At 39.2% G+C, this 16,600-nt stretch carries 15 protein-coding genes and 1 riboswitch; of the genes, 4 read left to right on the top strand and 11 right to left on the bottom strand.

Going from position 1 to position 16,600, the window contains the following annotated elements; genetic code table 11:
- Positions 1-67: 67 nt before the first annotated feature.
- The 5 genes from yfkAB to trhO all read right to left on the bottom strand — a co-directional run bounded on the left by yfkAB (position 68) and on the right by trhO (position 5,919).
- Positions 68-1,198 carry a radical SAM/CxCxxxxC motif protein YfkAB gene (gene yfkAB, locus ABDZ63_RS00830; RefSeq protein WP_343781139.1) on the bottom strand — a complete coding sequence of 377 codons (1,131 nt, stop codon included), beginning with the start codon at positions 1,196-1,198 and terminating at the stop codon, positions 68-70.
- Between the two features lie 79 nt (positions 1,199-1,277).
- Positions 1,278-2,255, bottom strand: coding sequence for a homoserine dehydrogenase (locus ABDZ63_RS00825; RefSeq protein WP_343781138.1), 978 nt, complete (start codon positions 2,253-2,255; stop codon positions 1,278-1,280).
- 15 nt (positions 2,256-2,270) lie between these two features.
- Positions 2,271-3,587: an O-acetylhomoserine aminocarboxypropyltransferase/cysteine synthase family protein gene (locus ABDZ63_RS00820; protein ID WP_343781136.1), complete on the bottom strand. Its 1,317-nt coding sequence runs from the start codon at positions 3,585-3,587 to the stop codon at positions 2,271-2,273.
- Positions 3,584-4,657 carry a homoserine O-acetyltransferase MetX gene (gene metX / locus ABDZ63_RS00815; protein WP_343781135.1) on the bottom strand — a complete coding sequence of 358 codons (1,074 nt, stop codon included), beginning with the start codon at positions 4,655-4,657 and terminating at the stop codon, positions 3,584-3,586. The genes ABDZ63_RS00820 and metX overlap by 4 nt, the downstream gene beginning before the upstream one ends.
- Before the next feature lie 99 nt (positions 4,658-4,756).
- Positions 4,757-4,869: riboswitch (SAM riboswitch) on the bottom strand.
- 78 nt (positions 4,870-4,947) lie between these two features.
- Positions 4,948-5,919, bottom strand: a complete 972-nt coding sequence (trhO, locus tag ABDZ63_RS00810) for an oxygen-dependent tRNA uridine(34) hydroxylase TrhO (protein WP_343781133.1) — start codon at positions 5,917-5,919, stop codon at positions 4,948-4,950.
- A 373-nt stretch (positions 5,920-6,292) separates the two neighbouring features.
- Here trhO and ABDZ63_RS00805 point away from each other — a divergent pair, with 373 nt between their 5' ends.
- Positions 6,293-7,333 carry a C45 family autoproteolytic acyltransferase/hydrolase gene (locus tag ABDZ63_RS00805; protein ID WP_343781132.1) on the top strand — a complete coding sequence of 347 codons (1,041 nt, stop codon included), beginning with the start codon at positions 6,293-6,295 and terminating at the stop codon, positions 7,331-7,333.
- Positions 7,334-7,390: 57 nt separating this feature from the next.
- Here the strand turns inward: ABDZ63_RS00805 and ABDZ63_RS00800 are convergent, their stop codons facing one another.
- A complete protein-coding gene (locus ABDZ63_RS00800; protein ID WP_343781131.1) occupies positions 7,391-7,993 on the bottom strand; it encodes an alpha/beta hydrolase in 603 nt (200 codons plus the stop codon).
- Between the two features lie 519 nt (positions 7,994-8,512).
- Entirely contained in the window at positions 8,513-8,752 is a 240-nt protein-coding gene (locus tag ABDZ63_RS00795) for a ferredoxin family protein (protein ID WP_343781130.1), read from the bottom strand.
- Positions 8,753-9,064: 312 nt separating this feature from the next.
- On the opposite strand from ABDZ63_RS00795, the gene ABDZ63_RS00790 reads away from it, so the two are divergent.
- Complete coding sequence (locus ABDZ63_RS00790) at positions 9,065-13,480, top strand: S8 family serine peptidase (RefSeq protein ID WP_343781128.1); 4,416 nt, start codon at positions 9,065-9,067, stop codon at positions 13,478-13,480.
- Positions 13,481-13,531: 51 nt separating this feature from the next.
- Here the strand turns inward: ABDZ63_RS00790 and ABDZ63_RS00785 are convergent, their stop codons facing one another.
- Genes ABDZ63_RS00785 through ABDZ63_RS00775 form a run of 3 tightly spaced genes read right to left on the bottom strand, consistent with a single transcriptional unit; the run spans position 13,532 to position 15,184 of the window.
- A complete protein-coding gene (locus ABDZ63_RS00785) occupies positions 13,532-13,999 on the bottom strand; it encodes an NUDIX domain-containing protein (protein ID WP_343781127.1) in 468 nt (155 codons plus the stop codon).
- Between the two features lie 48 nt (positions 14,000-14,047).
- Positions 14,048-14,194 (bottom strand): hypothetical protein, encoded by a 147-nt coding sequence (locus tag ABDZ63_RS00780; protein WP_343781125.1) that lies wholly within the window; start codon positions 14,192-14,194, stop codon positions 14,048-14,050.
- Between the two features lie 12 nt (positions 14,195-14,206).
- Positions 14,207-15,184: an HD domain-containing protein gene (locus tag ABDZ63_RS00775; RefSeq protein WP_343781123.1), complete on the bottom strand. Its 978-nt coding sequence runs from the start codon at positions 15,182-15,184 to the stop codon at positions 14,207-14,209.
- Positions 15,185-15,273: 89 nt separating this feature from the next.
- Here ABDZ63_RS00775 and ABDZ63_RS00770 point away from each other — a divergent pair, with 89 nt between their 5' ends.
- Both ABDZ63_RS00770 and ABDZ63_RS00765 read left to right on the top strand, forming a co-directional pair.
- The gene (locus tag ABDZ63_RS00770) at positions 15,274-15,483 is read left to right on the top strand and encodes a DoxX family protein (RefSeq protein WP_343781122.1); all 210 of its coding nucleotides are present in this window, start codon (positions 15,274-15,276) and stop codon (positions 15,481-15,483) included.
- 41 nt (positions 15,484-15,524) lie between these two features.
- A complete protein-coding gene (locus tag ABDZ63_RS00765) occupies positions 15,525-15,653 on the top strand; it encodes a hypothetical protein (RefSeq protein WP_343781120.1) in 129 nt (42 codons plus the stop codon).
- A gap of 87 nt (positions 15,654-15,740) precedes the next feature.
- On the opposite strand, the gene ABDZ63_RS00760 is transcribed toward ABDZ63_RS00765, so the two are convergent.
- A partial coding sequence (locus ABDZ63_RS00760; protein ID WP_343781119.1) for an RNA-guided endonuclease InsQ/TnpB family protein occupies positions 15,741-16,600 on the bottom strand: 860 nt, incomplete at its 5' end.

The raw sequence follows: 16,600 nt of genomic DNA, 5'->3' as shown, positions 1-16,600 counted from the left end.
AGTACGATAAAAAGCGACCTAACATAATTCTAATCCTACAAAATAAACCCCGGCATTTTACCGAGGTTTAACGATTAGAAATCGATATATTCGCCTGTCGTTTACGGAAATCAACGTCTTGATAATACGTGTTTTTAACTAATACATTAGGTCCTAAACACTTCGCCATTGGACAGTGACAATTTAAGGATTGAGCTGTTTTCGTTTCCATCCATTGTTTAAATGAGTCTAGTAGTCTCGTATTTTGAACATTACCTAGTGAAGGCTCATCACCAAAATCAGTAACAGTCACATCACCTGTGAATATATTAATATTCAATCGTGAGCGTCCATCCGGGTCATTACGCACTGTTACATTCTTTGCTTCATCAAGGCGCTTTAATAGGTTTAAATCTCGTTCTTTGGAGTTACACGGGTAAATAGGTAACGTCCCAAATAACATCCAAACACGCTCATCCCGACAGTCTAATAAACGCGTGATCGCTTCTTTCATTTCATCAAGTGATAAAGTTTGTAAATCACTTGCGAAATCAACTGGATACATGGGATGAATTTCGTGACGGCAACACCCCATCTCTAAAACATGCTCATGAATTTGCTCTAAGTATGGGAAGGTACGTTTATTTAGCATCGTTTCAGCCGATACCATGACACCGGCTTCAGATAATTTCTGGCTGTTTTCTACCATTCTATGAAAATACATCTTGCGGTTTTCATAAGATGGTTTGCGCTCCATTAAAGCAAACCCTGTTTCAGCGAATTCTTCTGCCGTTCCCCAATTATGTGAAATGTGGAGAACATCTAAGTATGGAATGATCGATTCGTATCGACTATATGGTAACGTTAAATTAGAATTTATCTGTGTACGAACGCCACGTTCATGTGCATATTTCAATAATGGAACGACATATTCATCAACTGACTTCTTAGACAACATCGGCTCGCCACCGGTAATACTTAACGTACGTAAATGAGGTACATCATCTAGTCGCTTAAGCAATAAGTCAATCGGTAGAGCATCAGGGTCTTTTTTCAGTAATGTATCACCAACAGCACAGTGGCGACAGCGCATATTACATAAATGAGTTGTGGTAAACTCAATATTCGATAACACCATCTCACCGTGTTCCTCAATGTCCATGTATGCTTCCCACGGATCATACTGTGGAGACAATGGTATTTTATATGTTGTACTCATCAAAAACTTCCTTTCTCATAGGGAAATCCTTCACTATTTTAACATACACCAGACCCCTATGAGTCTTTGAAGTACACACTTAGTTATTGACTAATTTCCTTTCTCGACTAAAGATCTTAACTAAATCCTCCACCATGACACTTGCTGTTGGGTATTGACCAGCACCTGGGCCTTCTAATTTAAGCCTACCAACATAGTCACCTGTCATGACAATAGCATTATCGACACCTTCCACATGGTATAAAGGGTGTTCTGATGTAATCCACTTAGGTTCCACTCTTATATCTATTTGCCCTTGCCCGAAATTCAAAGTAGCAATATGTTTAACACGGGATCCTTTTAACTGTTGGTGAATAACATCAGCTTTTATTACACTTTTAATTCCTTCACGAAAAACATGATTACCATAAACTTTAGTACCCGTTAATAATTCGGCTAAAATAATCGCTTTATAGAGCGCATCATATCCTTTAAGGTCATTCGTAGGATCAGCCTCAGCATAGCCTAATTGCTGTGCAGATTGTAAGGCTTCAGCAAAACTTGCCTGTTTATTTGTAATTTCACTTAATATATAGTTTGTCGTACCATTCAATATTGCTTCAATTTGAACGACTCGGTTAACAGTAACGAGTTGTCTTAAGGTATTTATGACAGGGACACCACCAGCAACTGTCGCTTCATACTCCACAGAAACTTGTCGCTCTTTTGCTTGTTGTTTTAATTCATGCCCTTTATGTGCAAACATTTCTTTATTAGCTGTAATGATGTGACAACCTTTCTCAATAGCTTGTGATAAATACGTATAAGCAGGCTCCACACCAACAATCGCTTCTATAACGACATCAACTGGTTGGGTTAATACATCGTGAGCACTTGATGTCACTAAAATATGTGAAGGAACGTTACGCTCAATCGTCTCATCATCAACTAATATAGCGACTATATTAACAGAACAACCTAAGATTTCAGTTAGCCGCTTTTGTTCTTGTTCAATTATTTCATATACACCGCGCCCTACAGTTCCAAAGCCTAATAAAGCTACGTTAATAGAACTCATCCTGAGCCCTCCTAATTAATAATTAACACGTTCAACTTGTGATAATTCACCTGTTGCGGTTTCAATCGCTTGCTCTAAGTCATCAATTAAGTCTTCAACATTTTCAATACCAACAGAAAGACGGATTAGGTCATCTGTTACACCTGTTGATTCAATCTCTTCTTCACTTAATTGTTGATGCGTCGTACTAGCTGGATGGATGATTAAGCTTTTAGCATCTCCCACATTGGCTAAATGTGACCATAGTTGAACATTGTTGATTACGTTTGCACCAGCTTTCTTCCCTCCTTTAATACCAAAGACGACAATTGAACCTGCCCCTTTTGGTAAATACTTTTGTGCTAACTCAAAGGATTCGTGGTTTTCTTTCTCTGGATATAATACCCACTCAACTCCTGGATGTTGGTCCAAATATTCTACAATACGGCGTGTATTAGCGACATGCTCCTTCATGCGAACGTGTAATGTTTCTAAACCAAGTGCAATCTGAAAGGCGTTATAAGGGCTTAGTGTTGCACCTGTATCACGTAGTACTTGGACGCGTGCTTTTGTAATAAATGCCGCTTCAGGTAATGCCTCAGCATACACAATCCCATGATAACTCGGGTCTGGTTCGGTAAACCCTGGGAATTTTGGTGAATTCCAATCAAACTTCCCTGCATCAACAAGCACCCCACCTAATGTCGTTCCATTACCTCCTAACCATTTCGTAGCCGAGTGAACAACAAGGTCTGCTCCATAATCAATTGGGCGTAATAAGTAAGGGGATGGGAATGTATTATCGACAATTAGTGGTACCCCTGCACCACGCGCAATTTCTGCTACTTTTTCAATATCTAAAACATGTAAACCAGGGTTACCAATTGTCTCAGCAAATATTGCCTTAGTCTTTGGAGTGATCGCCTTAAAGAAATGCTCAGGTTCAGTTGGATCAACGAAATGCGTCGTGATTCCGTGTTTTGGTAAAGTTGTTGAGAATAAGTTGTACGTCCCACCATATAAAGTGGACGCTGCAACAATTTCATCACCTGCTTCTGCTAAATTAAAAATCGCTGCAGATATAGCTGCCATGCCACTTGAGAATGCTAATGCGCCAATTCCACCTTCTAACTGTGCCACTCTCTCCTCAAGTGCCCCAACAGTCGGATTACCAATTCGAGAATAAATAAACCCTTCTTCTTGTAATGAAAATAAATTAGCCGCATGCTCAGTACTATCGAACTTATATGAGTTCGTTTGATAAATTGGAAGCGCTCGTGCTCCTGTTGCTGAATCTGCTTCTAAACCACCATGTACTCCAATTGTTTCTAAGCGATAATTTTTTTGACTCATCCTTCACCACTCCTATTCAATAATTTGGATTCTTTTATACTTTCTAAACTTACTTTAATCACATCTCCCCACTTCTGAAACTCGACTAAAAAACCATCATGCCCAAAAATTGTTTCAACTTCACAGTATTTAGCTGAACCTCCTAGTATATTGAGGTGATCAACAAATGCTTTTATCTCATGAGGCGGGTATAACAAATCATGTTGAAAACTAAGTGCGACAACAGGAACCTCTAATTGACTTAAAGCTAGCTCATACCCACCCCTCCCTCGCCCAATGTCATGACCATTCATCGCATTAAGCAAGATCAAATAACTATTCGCATCAAAACGATTAACCAACTTTTCCGCTTGGTGACTTAAATAAGATTCAACTTCATACTTCTGATTAAGCTCAGTTCGGTTAAACCGCTCTTGAAATAGTGGTGCTGAACGATATGTAATCATGCCAATCGCCCGAGCTAATCCGAGTCCTTCTTTAGGTGTTTTACCTTGTTGCCAATTTGAGTCCTGCTTAATCGCTTGAGCTGAAATATGATTAAATGCAATGGCATAATCACTGAACTGCGGTGTTACAGCTATTGGAATGATGACATCGACAAAACCTGGATACATCAAGCCCCACTCAAGCACTTGCATACCACCTAATGACCCTCCAATGACTGCATGCAAGTGGTTAATGCCTAACTTCTTAAGTGCTAGATACTGGATTTCAACTAAATCCCTAATTGTAATCTGTGGAAAGTCTACCCCGTACATATTTCCCGTGTTCGAATTAATGGACTTAGGACCTGAAGAACCATCGCAACCACCCAAGACATTAAAGGTCAACACTTGATACTCATCAACGTCAATATAACCACCTTGATTGATTAACCCTCGCCACCATCCCGGTTCATCTTCAGTTCCAACAGTACAATGGTTACCTGTTAACGCATGACATACTAAAATAACAGGTGATTGTTCAAGTCCAGCTCTCTCAAAAACTAACTCCACTTCATCTAAAATATAGCCTGATTCTAGTGTGAAATTAGGAATAACTACTTTCCCTACATCTCTTCTAACTGTCACCACCTCCTCCTTTCCAATCGCTTGAAATAATCATTTTAAAAATACAAAAAACCTCTCTACCTTGAAAGATAGAGAGGTCAAATATACACGTATTTGTCTCCCTCATCTTCCAAAGCAAAATCTTGCCTTGTCAGGAATTAGCACCTTTCAAACCGATGTTCGAAGGTTGCCGGGCGTCAACGGGCCAGTCCCTCAGCCACTCTAGATAAGAGTCAAAATTGTTATTCAATTTTAAATATTAGATTATACGCATGGTATCATGGTACTTATAACCATGTCAACAAATAAATTTAAGCCTTTTCTTTTTCGTATTCGTCAATAGCTTCCATCTTCGCTTGTACTTCCTCTTCAGATAAACTGCGTTCTTCGATATAACGGTTTCGTGGATGTACACGGCATTCATGAGAACAACTTCTTAAGTAGAAATGTTCATTTTCCAAAGAGGATAAAATTTGTTCATTACAGTCAGGGTTCGCGCAATTGACGTAGCGTTCACACGGCTCACCTGTGAAATAGTCACGACCTACAACATGATGCTCTACTTGGTTAATTGGAACACTAATACGCTCATCAAACACGTAGCATTGTCCATCCCATAATTGGCCTTGCACCTCAGGGTCTTTACCATAAGTTACAATACCACCATGGAGTTGTCCAACATCGTCAAAGCCCTCTTCCTTCAACCACCCTGAGAACTTTTCACAACGAATTCCACCTGTACAATATGTTAGCACACGCTTACCTTCTAGTAATTCTTTGTTCTCTTTAACCCACTCAGGTAGCTCACGGAAATTACGAACATCTGGACGAATCGCACCACGGAAGTGTCCAATATCATACTCATAATCATTACGAGCATCTAATACAATGGTATCTTCTTTTTGCATTTCCTCAAAGAACTCTTTCGGCTCTAAATACTCACCTGTTTGTTGATTAGGATTAATGTCTTCTTCTTCTAAACTCAAGTTAACAATCTCAGACTTATAACGAACGTGCATCTTCTTAAATGCGTGATCATCCGCTTCATCAATCTTAAATGTCATATCTTCAAAACGCGGATCTGCCTGAAGAGCTTTTATATATTTATTTGTTTGCTCAATTGTACCTGAAACTGTGCCGTTTAACCCCTCTTCCGCGACAATAATTCGACCTTTTAAGCCTAGGTCAAAGCACAGTTGTAAGTGCTCATCACGGAATGCCTCAGCATCTTCAATCGGAACATATTTGTAATAAAGCAAAACCCTGTAATCCTTATTAGACATATTAACCACCTTGCTTTTATATTTTATCGCATTATAATAAAGTATTGAAATCAACATTGTATTATACAATAAGGTTAGACATTATTCAATTAAATCAATCGGTTCCAACTATGTACTTTATGGATTTTCGCTAAACTTTGCACAACAATCTGGCGTTCGCCTAATTATTTTGTTTTTCGCCTGATTATTCTGGATTTCGCCTGAAAAATTCAATTTTCGCCTAATTATTTAAAATATCGCCTAATTCTAAAATAATCAGGCGATTTCACACATCTCCTTAGGCAAACTTTTAGATAAGTTCTCATATTTAGCTAAATTCAACCAAATCTTGTATAATTAAAATCAAAATTTTAAAAGAGGATTGAAATAAACAATGAAACAGATTTATAGCGAAATCTTTCAATTTAGAGGCAGCCATTATGACTTTGGTTATGAACAAGGAAGGCAGTTAAAAGATTCATTAACCATACAAAATCGTAAAAAACATTGGAAAATTAGAAAACCTCGCTTTTCGATCAATGTATATGACACAAAGGACAAGTTTATGCAATATGCGCCCAACATGTGGGCTGAGCTAGAGGGATTAAGAGATGGACTTGAATTACCTATGGAAGAGGTTTTACGTGATTTTGGTGGTTACCGAACCGCAATTACTAAAAGTGGTTGTTCGATCATGACCGAAGAAGATTATATGATTCGTAATTATGACTATCAACCACAAACATACGAAGGGCGATACACCCTCTTCAAGCCAACAGATGGCGGATATGCTGTTATTGGGCCAACATCACGTGTTACAGGTCGCATGGATGGTATGAATGAAGAAGGACTTGTCATGGCTTATAATTTTACCCATCGTAAAAGTCCAGAAGACGGATTTGTCTGTTATATGATCGGACGAATCATATTAGATACGTGCGCAAATGTCGATCATGCCGTGCAACTCTTAAAAGAAATTCCACATCGAAACGCATTTAGCTATATTTTATTAGACCCGAATGGTAAAACTTATGTTGTTGAAACAAGTCCTCGTGGGGTACACGTGAGAAGTTCAAATGTTTGTACAAACCACTTTGAATATTTAACTAAAGAAAATCGCCATCACTTAGAAGACTCCTATAAACGAAAAGAGGCTATTAACTTACAAAGAGAATCTAACATGAGTGCGAAAGAAGCTTTTCGCCTGATGAATGACAGTGGGCGTGGCGTTTTCTCACATAAATATAAAAGTTGGGCTGGAACTATTCATACCTCAGCCTACTTTCCAAAACAACGTGAGGCGTGGTTTGCCTTAGGTGGCGATGCAGAGCCTGTTAAATTCAGCTTTGATTCTTGGTTAAAGGGTGAAGATATAGCATTTAATAAAATTGAAGGAGAAGTTGATACAGACCTTTCTTTTGCCCATATGGATTAAAACAATATCCCCCCTAACTCATTAATTGAACTAGGGGGGGGGGGTAAATAAAATGATTTACAAATTGTTATACCATTCAGCTGCTGCTTTTACTTCACCTAAGTTGAGTTGGTGCCCTTGACTTTCCCAGTGCAGCTGAACATTAGCACCAGCACCTTCTAGTAATTCTTTAAGATCTTCTGATTCCTGCGCTGGACAAATCGGATCATTCGTTCCAGCTGCGATAAATACATCTTTACCGTCTAAATCTGGTAATTCAATTCCACGACGCGGCACCATTGGGTGGTGTAAACTAGCTGCTTTTAAGGAATCTTCATAATGAAACATTAAACTACCCGCAATATTAGCACCATTTGAATACCCAACAGCCACAACTTGATCACGGTCAAACCCGTAATCTTGGGCCGCCTCGTTTAAGAATTCGTACAGCTCTTTCGTTCGGAAGATTAAATCCTCTTCATCAAAAACCCCTTCTGCTAAACGACGAAAATATCGTGGCATACCATTTTCAGAAACATTGCCTCGAACACTTAACACATTAGCTTCAGGGTCTATATGATCAACTAAAGGTAATAAGTCTTGTTCATTACCACCTGTACCATGTAAAAGTAACAAAGTTTGCTTGGAAAGGTCTTTCCCTTCACGGAATATATGCTTCATAACAACAATCTCCTTTCATTCACTCATTAATACGATCATTCATAACTTCATATTACCATAGCATTTATCTTGAATTCAAAATAAATGCTGTGGTGTTTATTTTGTTAACTAACTGGGTATTTTATGAACAATACCTCGATAAGGAGTGGCTATTATATGATTAGAACAATATTAATAATTATCGGAGCCATTGTTGTGATTAGTTGGATCATATCCTTGTTTTAAAAGCCAAAGCTAATCATTAAGGACTGAAAATACTATAATCATAGGACAACTATCCTTAAAAATAAACAAGAGCCTGAGCCAAAAGGGATGAAGTATTGTTAAAATGCGAAGTTGAGTAATTACAAGAGCGGATAATTTTATCAGCGATCAGGCGACTATAATCAGCGTTCAGTCTGTTTTGATGTCGAGAGATCGACATGGAAAAATCCGAACGAGTTCATTTACTGATGAATCGTTCGGATTTTCTATTATGACAACCTTATTGTCTCAAGTTTATTTTAGAACCATTCATCACTATTTATTCTTAAAAAACTCTTCTGCCTGCTTCAAATATTTTTCCTCATCTGGCAATAACTCCAAATCTTCTACAATCGCAGCCACCGGACAAACAGAAACACACGCACCACAATTAATACAAATATCAGGATCAATATAAAATTGATTTTCCCCTTCTTCTATACAATCAACTGGACATACATCGACACACTCAGCTGCCTTTTCTGTTTCACAAGGGCTTGTAATTACAAATGCCATTCTTTTACCCTCCTTCTACCCAAATTTATTCTAACTTAATGATGATCATTTGTTAAAGTGATACACCTTTAGGGCCGCTCTCTTTTGTATTAGTTAATTAGTTTTACATTCGTTCTTTTTCGACACGAACCACATAGTACGTCCTGTTCATTTTACTAAAATCGCGAAAACTTAACAGGATTATGACAATGTAGTAGCTAAATGTAGATGTAACACCACGACTCTCCTGAGTAAAAAATTATATACGAAAGGAGGATCGTTAAACCTCACCCTAGAAATTACACAGGTTTTCAAAAATGGGAGGAGGATTTGATGGTTAGATCGTTAAGTATTATTGTTTCAGTTGTAATGGTGCTTGCGCTTATGACACCTAGTTTCTCATTCGCTCAAAATCAAGGTGTCTCTAAAGCGTTGAATGACTCTGCTAAAACAGCTGAGGCAAAATTTAGTGATCGTTTAAAGACTGAGTTTGAAGAGGATGACAACATTACCTTCCTCGTTAAATTTAACGAGAAAGCAGATGTCATGCAGGTAGCTGAAGAAGCACAGGCTAAAGCTTCAGAAAACAATTTATCTGCTTTAAACGCAGAGTATACACAACGCTCTGCAGTCATCTCTGAATTGAAGTATGTATCAAAATCTTCGCAACAAAATGTTAAAGCATTTTTAGAACAAGAGATCGAAAATGGTACCGTTGAAGATTACCACTCTTATCATATCGTAAACGGTATGGCAGTAACAGCACCTAAAGAAATCGCTGAAAGAATCGCATCTTTCCCAGAAGTTGAAAAACTACTGCCTAACGAAGAGCGTCAACTTAATGAGGTAACTGTTGATACAGAAGCTGAAGAAGTTGAGTCTGAAATTGCAAATGTTGAATGGAACATTGAGCAAGTTCACGCTCCTGAAGTTTGGGATATGGGAATTGACGGTGCTGGTATTGTAGTCGGTGCTATTGATACAGGTGTTGAATGGGACCACCCAGCACTTAAAGATCAGTACCGCGGCTATGATTCTGCTACTGATGAAGTCGACCATCAATACAGTTTCTTTGATCCTGTCGGCGGTCAATCTGATGCTTATGATGACCAAGGTCACGGAACTCACGTAGCCGGTACAATGGTTGGTGCCGAGCCAGATGGTTCTAATCAAGTTGGTGTGGCACCTGGTGCAAAACACATTGCAGCAAAAGCGTTTGATGCAAGTGGTGGCGGAAATGACGCTAACATTTTAGCTGCTGGTGAGTGGATGCTTGCTCCTGGCGATGACGTCACAAAAGCTCCGGATGTTGTAAACAACTCTTGGGGTGGCGGACCTGGTCTTGATGAATGGTATCGTGATGTTGTAACGTCTTGGAGAGCAGCTGGTATTTTCCCTGAATTCTCTGCAGGTAACACAACATTAACAAACCCAGGTGGTCCTGGTTCAATCGCTGTACCAGCTAACTATCCTGAATCATTCGCTACAGGCGCTACTGATAGCGACAACAACCTTGCAAGCTTCTCCTTAGAAGGTCCCTCTCCTTATGATGAGGTCAAACCAGAAATCGTAGCACCTGGTGTAAATATCCGCTCAGCTGTACCTGGTGGTGGATATGAAGGTGGCTGGGACGGAACATCGATGGCAGGTCCAGCAACATCAGGACTTGTTGCTTTACTACTCCAAGCAAATGCTGACTTATCTGTTGATGAATTAGAAGATATCATCATGGATACGGCTACTCCACTAACGAATGACGACTACCCAGAAACACCTAACAACGGTTTTGGACATGGTTTAATAAATGCTTATGATGCTGTATCAGCAGTAGCTGATGGTTTAGGTACCATTGAAGGTCATGTTTCAATGGAAGGTGAAGATACTGAACCGCCAACCTTTGAACATGAAGTACCAGCAGAAGAAGCCTTCACTGACATGGATCTGGACTTAACAATCCAAGCTAGTGATGATATCGCTGTTACGTCAGTATCAGTTGATTATACAAATGCTGATGGTGATACAAACACAGTCGAAGCTTCACAACAGTCTGGTAACCATTTATCTGGAGAGTACCTTGCTACTATTCCAGGTGAGGATTTAGCTGAAGGTGATTTAACTTATACGATCACAGTCACTGATTTTGGTGAAAATGAAGTAACTAGTGATGAATACTCCATCTCAATTGTTGGAGGTATTACAGTTGGTTACTCAACTGACTTTGAGACAGACCCAATTGGTTGGGATGTCTTTGGTGAAAATGTATCTTGGGAGCATGGTGAACCAACTTCTGGTCCAGGTGAGGCAGATTCTGGTGACAACGTTTATGCCACTAACTTATCTGGTGATTACAACAACAGTGAAAACAGCACTTTAACAATGCCTCCTATTGATTTACCAGAAGGCGAATCATACTTGCAACTTCAACACTGGTATGACATTGAAAGTGGTTGGGACTATGGCCACGTATTTATCTCAACTGATATGGAAGATTGGACTGAACTATTAGAATTAACAGGTTCTAATGATGGTTGGGAAGCAGCTGAAGTTGATTTGTCTGACTATGCTGGTGAACGCGTTTATATCGGGTTTAACATGACAACCGACTCGATCATCACTTATCCAGGATGGTATATCGATAACGTTGCATTATCTGATGAATCATTAGAATTGTCTAGAGACTCATCATCATCTCTTAACAGCCCTGACATTGATGTTGATGAACGTGATGGAGAACCAATGGACCCTTCTGAAATTCAACCGAAAATGACGAAGGAGTCAAATTCAGTGATCGAAGAGGAAACATCATTACTTCCACTTGATGCACAAGTATCTGTAGTAGAAAGTGGACGCTCGGCAACGACTAGCCCTGTAGATGGTAGTTACTCTCTTGTACACCCAGCTGGTGAGTTTACAATCTTAGCTGAGGCATATGGTTTCTATTCAGAAGAACAGTCTATTGACTTAGAAGCTGATGAAACTGTATCGGCTAACTTTGTACTTGAAGAGTTACCAGAGGCAGCGCTTAACGGTACGGTAACAAGTTCCAACTCAGGAGAGCCGATTGAAGGCGCTACTTTACAATTAATTGAAGATGCAAATGTTGATCCAGTTGAAACGGATGCTAATGGTCAATATGAGCTAACAGCATATGAAGGTGACTATACGTTAAGAATTTTTGCTTCTGATTACAGCAGCAAAGAAGTTGAAGTTTCTCTTGATCAAGACCAAGAGTTAAACTTAGAACTTGAACCACTATTCACTTACCCAGGTGGAGAAATTGGATACGATGACGGTACAGCAGAGAATGCTCGTGCTTTCTTCGATCCAGGTAATAAATGGGCTGTAAGAATGTCTTTACCTGAAGACAAAGACAGTGCTATTGTTACTGACGGTGTATTCCAATTCCATGATGATGACTGGCCTGAGCCAGGTGGTACTGAGTTCGCTGTAGAAGTTTGGGAAGCTCACTCTGACGGTATGCCTGGTGAGAAGATCGCTGGTCCTGTTGACGCTGAAGCAACTAGAAGTCTTGATGAGTGGACAGTTGTTGACTTGCGTGAGCATAACATCCAAGTTGAAGGCGACTTCTACATGGTCTATGTTCAAACGAATGACAACACAAGCTCTCCAGGCCTAGCAACAGATGAAGACGGACCTTATGCTGAAAGAAGTTACCAATCAGTTGATGGCACCTGGTCTCAATCACCAGCTGATGAAGGTAACTATATGATCCGTTCTCGAGTGGCTTATGAAGTTGAACAAGCTGAAATCACTTCACCATCTGAACACTTCTACACGAATGAATCAGAAATGACTGTCGAAGGTAACGCATCTCCAACAACGACTGTTTCACTTGAGAATAATGGCGATGAAGTGGGGCAAATGGAGGTTGAAGATGATGGCACATTTAGCTTCGATCTAGAGCTTTCTGAAGGTGATAATGAACTAACAGCTGTCACTTATGTTAATGATGAAGAAGCTAACCAGTCTGAAAGTGTTGCAGTAACACTTGATACGGAGGCTCCTCACTTAACTATTGACAACCTTGAAGATGGTGACAAGTTAAATACAGAAACAGTTACAGTCGAAGGTGAAGTAACGGATGAAAACCTAGATACGGTAACTGTTAATGGTAATGAAAGTTCTGTTGAAGATGGAGCTTATTCTGAGCGCATCATGCTAGATGAAGGTGAAAACCAAATCGAAGTACACGCAACTGATAAGGCTGGTAATGAATCAACAGAATCAATAACGGTTGAAGTTGATTTTACAGCTCCAGAAATTGAGAATGTAACACCGACTGAAGATAAGACAGTTGAAGCTGGTCAAACAGTGATGATTACGTTCGATAGTGAACCTGGCTTAGATGCTACTTTCAGGATGCACATGCCTTTAACAAACACCCAAAACGCAACAGAACTTCCGATGCAAGAAACTGAGGAAGGTCACTATGTGGGGTATTGGACAGCTCCACAAGGCCTTGAAGCTGAAGGCGCTGTAGTTGAAGTCATTGCAGTAGATGACTTTGGTAACGAAAGCAGAGCTGAGGCAGAAGGTAAGGTTACGATCGTAACAGATGAAGACCCTCATCCAGGTAACCCTGGAAACGGCAATGGGCCTGGTATTCCAGGTGGACCTGATAATGGAAACGGACCTCCTGGGAACCCGGGTGGACCTGGTAATGGCAATGGGCCTGGGGACAACAATGGTAATGGTCCTGGCAGTAATAACGGTAAAGGCAACAACTAAGCACTAAACTTAAAAACAGGCAGGTGTCGAATGATCGACACCTGCCATTTCTTATTGTTTTAACAAGCGCTCTTCAATAAACCAGGCACATTTAGGTTGTTTAACATAATCTATAATCTGTTGTTCCATTTTCGGATACAAATTAACTTGATGTAATTCATTTAATGGAACCCACTTCACAGCCGTTTGGTAAGGATCTGGGTTTTTCGGAAAGCTTGGACGCGATCCTTCCTTGATTGAACAGTTAAAAAACATACCTACTTGATGCAACTCACCGAAACGATATTCACATAAGTGAGGCGCATATTCATAAGTGAAGGCTAACGGGCCAACTGCAACATCAACCGACGCTTCTTCTTTTGCTTCTCTTTTTACCGCTTCAACAATAGATTCATGTGGCTCTACTCCACCAGCTGGAAAGTTATAATGCACCCCTTTTTCATCTTTGAATTCAACTAATAAGATTGAATCATTTTCAATAATAATAGCTCCAGCCCTAACCCTAATATGAGTACTCATTTTAACCTCCTAGGTGAATCAAAAAATTATTAAGCTTTAACAGAGCCATTATTTTAAGCCGACCCTTTGCTTAGCAGAGTTAGTTTTAGAGTCCATCGGCTGCTTCCCGATTGCTTTGCCTAAACCAATTAGAAACACGACAATTTCTTCTTGTGCTTGATTGTTCGTATACCTTCCTCTTGAAAAACTTGACATAGCTTCCTCTCCTTAATTAGCAAGTACTTTTACATACGCTCCTTTTAAAGATTTCTCATATGCTTCTTCTCCCATGGCTTGAACTTGCTTTGATAACTTAGACACCCTCACTAAATCTCCATGATGAAATACGGATGGATCAATTAATCTGACCTTCCCTTTTCGGTGTAAATGATAATCTTGTTCATCTAATAAGACTTGAACATTTGGATGTAATTTATTTAATAAACTTTTAACCTCTAAATCTTTTGAAGCTCTAACTTGATTTAACAGATCATCATCTTCCCTTAAAAAATCACTCCGACTAATTAAGCCTTTCTGTAACGCACTTTTTAAAGCCTTAGCAAGTTGATCATTTCCATATATATTTAGTGGGTCCATAAAGAAACCAATGACTTCCTTGTAGTAAGTTTCCACGAACCATTCTGCTATAGTTAACTGATCGAGATACATCTTTCCATCAATAACAATTAAGTGCTGTAAAAATTGGTGCGCTTCCTCTAGCGAGATTTGACCATATCGTGTCATATCCCTTAATGTATAATCGACACGATCAGCGCACAACTCTGGTGCTGGTTGTTCTAATAACGTCCATTTAGCATCATCTAGTAAAACATCTTCATATTGATAACCATTTCTCTCTAAAATCGCTGGTATTTCAGAATGCTTAATAAAATGATGATAGATCAATTCATGGTAGTCTTCATTTTCATGTTCCAATACAAAATCGATAACATGGGAAAATGCTGTATGCGAAACATCATGTAAAAGAGCCGCAATCTGTTCTTCAATAGAACCACCCAATTTCCTTACTAACAACATCACACCAATAGAATGTTCATACCTTGTAACATTCCAATTCGGGTTCACTAAATAACTCGCTCCTCCTTGGTGTACTCCTTTCAATCGTTGGACTGGTTTACTTTCAATTAACTCCTTTAAAACGTTTTCTACTTTATAACTACCGTAGATTGCATCATTTATAACCATGTTCTTAACCTCCAAAACTTTTAAACTAAGTATAATATTCTATCTTCCCTCATGAATACAATTATAGTAAAAAGGATGGAGGGACAAGTATGCAACATGCCACAACGAATATGATTTTAAGAGTCATTTTAGGGATTGTTTTCCTCGTTCACGGACTGGACAAGTTTCAAACAGGTCTTGATCAAGTTTCTATGTGGTTTAGTAGTTTAGGTTTACCTGGAATCTTAGCTTACATAGTGGCTTGGGTGGAAGTCTTAGGTGGCATTATGTTAATTGTTGGATTTCGACTCGGCTTTTAGCAGGTGCTTTTATTTTAATATTGGTAGGTGCATTGTTCTCGGTGAAATTAAGCGCTGGCTTTCTTGGGGATGGTTCTACTGCAGGATATGAATTCGATTTAGCTTTATTAGCTATAGCAATACATTTAGTGAACTACTCCCACCACTTACCACCCTTGCGGGTTACTTGAAGTGGGGGCTTCTTGGGTAATCACCACTTTTACTAGCTGACGAAATGAACCAAGCTAACCCTCTTGTTCCAAGAGTTCATAATTTCATCAGGTACTTGCTAATAAGCGAATGCCTTCTTTTTTGATGTTGAGAGCTGAATTGTAATCTCTATCGAGTGTTAGTCCACAAGTACATTGATAAATGCGGTCAGATAATGCTACCTCTTTTACTGAAGCACAACTTGAACACGTTTTGGTAGAAGGAAACCATTTATCTATTTTAGCAAGCTGTTTCCCTTGTTCTTTTAGTTTGTATTCTAAGAAAGAAGTAAACATCCCCCACCCATTATCAGCGACGCTTTTGCCAAATTTGAGCGCTTGTGACATACCTTTCATATCCAAATCTTCAATGACAACAGCGTCATAGTTAGTGACTAATTCTTTTGATTTATGGTGAAGAAAATTGTTACGTTGATTGGCGACCTTCTCTTGAATTTTAGCCACTCGAATACGTTGCTTATTCCAGTTAGAAGAGCCTTTCTTCTTTCGAGACAATTTTCGTTGTTCTTTTGCTAATTTCTCAAGCATTTGTCGATAAAATTTAGGGTAATTGGCTTTCTCACCCTCACTATCAACAAACAACCCATCCATCGCAAAATCTAACCCGACTACTTTTTCAATTTCTTTTGTTTCAATCTCCTTCTCATACTCTGTTAAAATAGCAATATAGTATTTTCCTGATGAAGTCATAGTTAGGGTACAAGATTTGATTTTGTATTCTGATGGTATCTTTCTATGTTGTTTGATTTTGACCATTTTTAATTTAGGTAATTTGATATGACCATCTAACACATGAATGTTGCCGTTTACGACATTTGTCGTGTAGCGTTGTTTATGGTGTTTACTTTTGAACTTTGGGAACTTGGCATTCCCATTGAAGAAGGCTTTATAGGCTTTATCTAAGTTTA

Source organism: Alkalibacillus silvisoli, assembly GCF_039521975.1.
GTDB classification, from domain to species: Bacteria; Bacillota; Bacilli; order Bacillales; family Alkalibacillaceae; genus Alkalibacillus; species Alkalibacillus silvisoli.
Note: the sequence above shows the minus strand (reverse complement) of the source record. Positions and strands in the feature narration are given on the sequence as shown.

Bases quoted from the DNA above. Each gene is read 5' to 3' on its own strand.
- yfkAB (WP_343781139.1), bottom strand. From the start codon at position 1,198: ATGAGTACAACATATAAAATACCATTGTCTCCACAGTATGATCCGTGG.
- ABDZ63_RS00825 (WP_343781138.1), bottom strand. From the start codon at position 2,255: ATGAGTTCTATTAACGTAGCTTTATTAGGCTTTGGAACTGTAGGGCGC.
- ABDZ63_RS00820 (WP_343781136.1), bottom strand. From the start codon at position 3,587: ATGAGTCAAAAAAATTATCGCTTAGAAACAATTGGAGTACATGGTGGT.
- trhO (WP_343781133.1), bottom strand. From the start codon at position 5,919: ATGTCTAATAAGGATTACAGGGTTTTGCTTTATTACAAATATGTTCCG.
- ABDZ63_RS00805 (WP_343781132.1), top strand. From the start codon at position 6,293: ATGAAACAGATTTATAGCGAAATCTTTCAATTTAGAGGCAGCCATTAT.
- ABDZ63_RS00800 (WP_343781131.1), bottom strand. From the start codon at position 7,993: ATGAAGCATATATTCCGTGAAGGGAAAGACCTTTCCAAGCAAACTTTG.
- ABDZ63_RS00795 (WP_343781130.1), bottom strand. From the start codon at position 8,752: ATGGCATTTGTAATTACAAGCCCTTGTGAAACAGAAAAGGCAGCTGAG.
- ABDZ63_RS00790 (WP_343781128.1), top strand. From the start codon at position 9,065: ATGGTTAGATCGTTAAGTATTATTGTTTCAGTTGTAATGGTGCTTGCG.
- ABDZ63_RS00785 (WP_343781127.1), bottom strand. From the start codon at position 13,999: ATGAGTACTCATATTAGGGTTAGGGCTGGAGCTATTATTATTGAAAAT.
- ABDZ63_RS00780 (WP_343781125.1), bottom strand. From the start codon at position 14,194: ATGTCAAGTTTTTCAAGAGGAAGGTATACGAACAATCAAGCACAAGAA.
- ABDZ63_RS00775 (WP_343781123.1), bottom strand. From the start codon at position 15,184: ATGGTTATAAATGATGCAATCTACGGTAGTTATAAAGTAGAAAACGTT.
- ABDZ63_RS00770 (WP_343781122.1), top strand. From the start codon at position 15,274: ATGCAACATGCCACAACGAATATGATTTTAAGAGTCATTTTAGGGATT.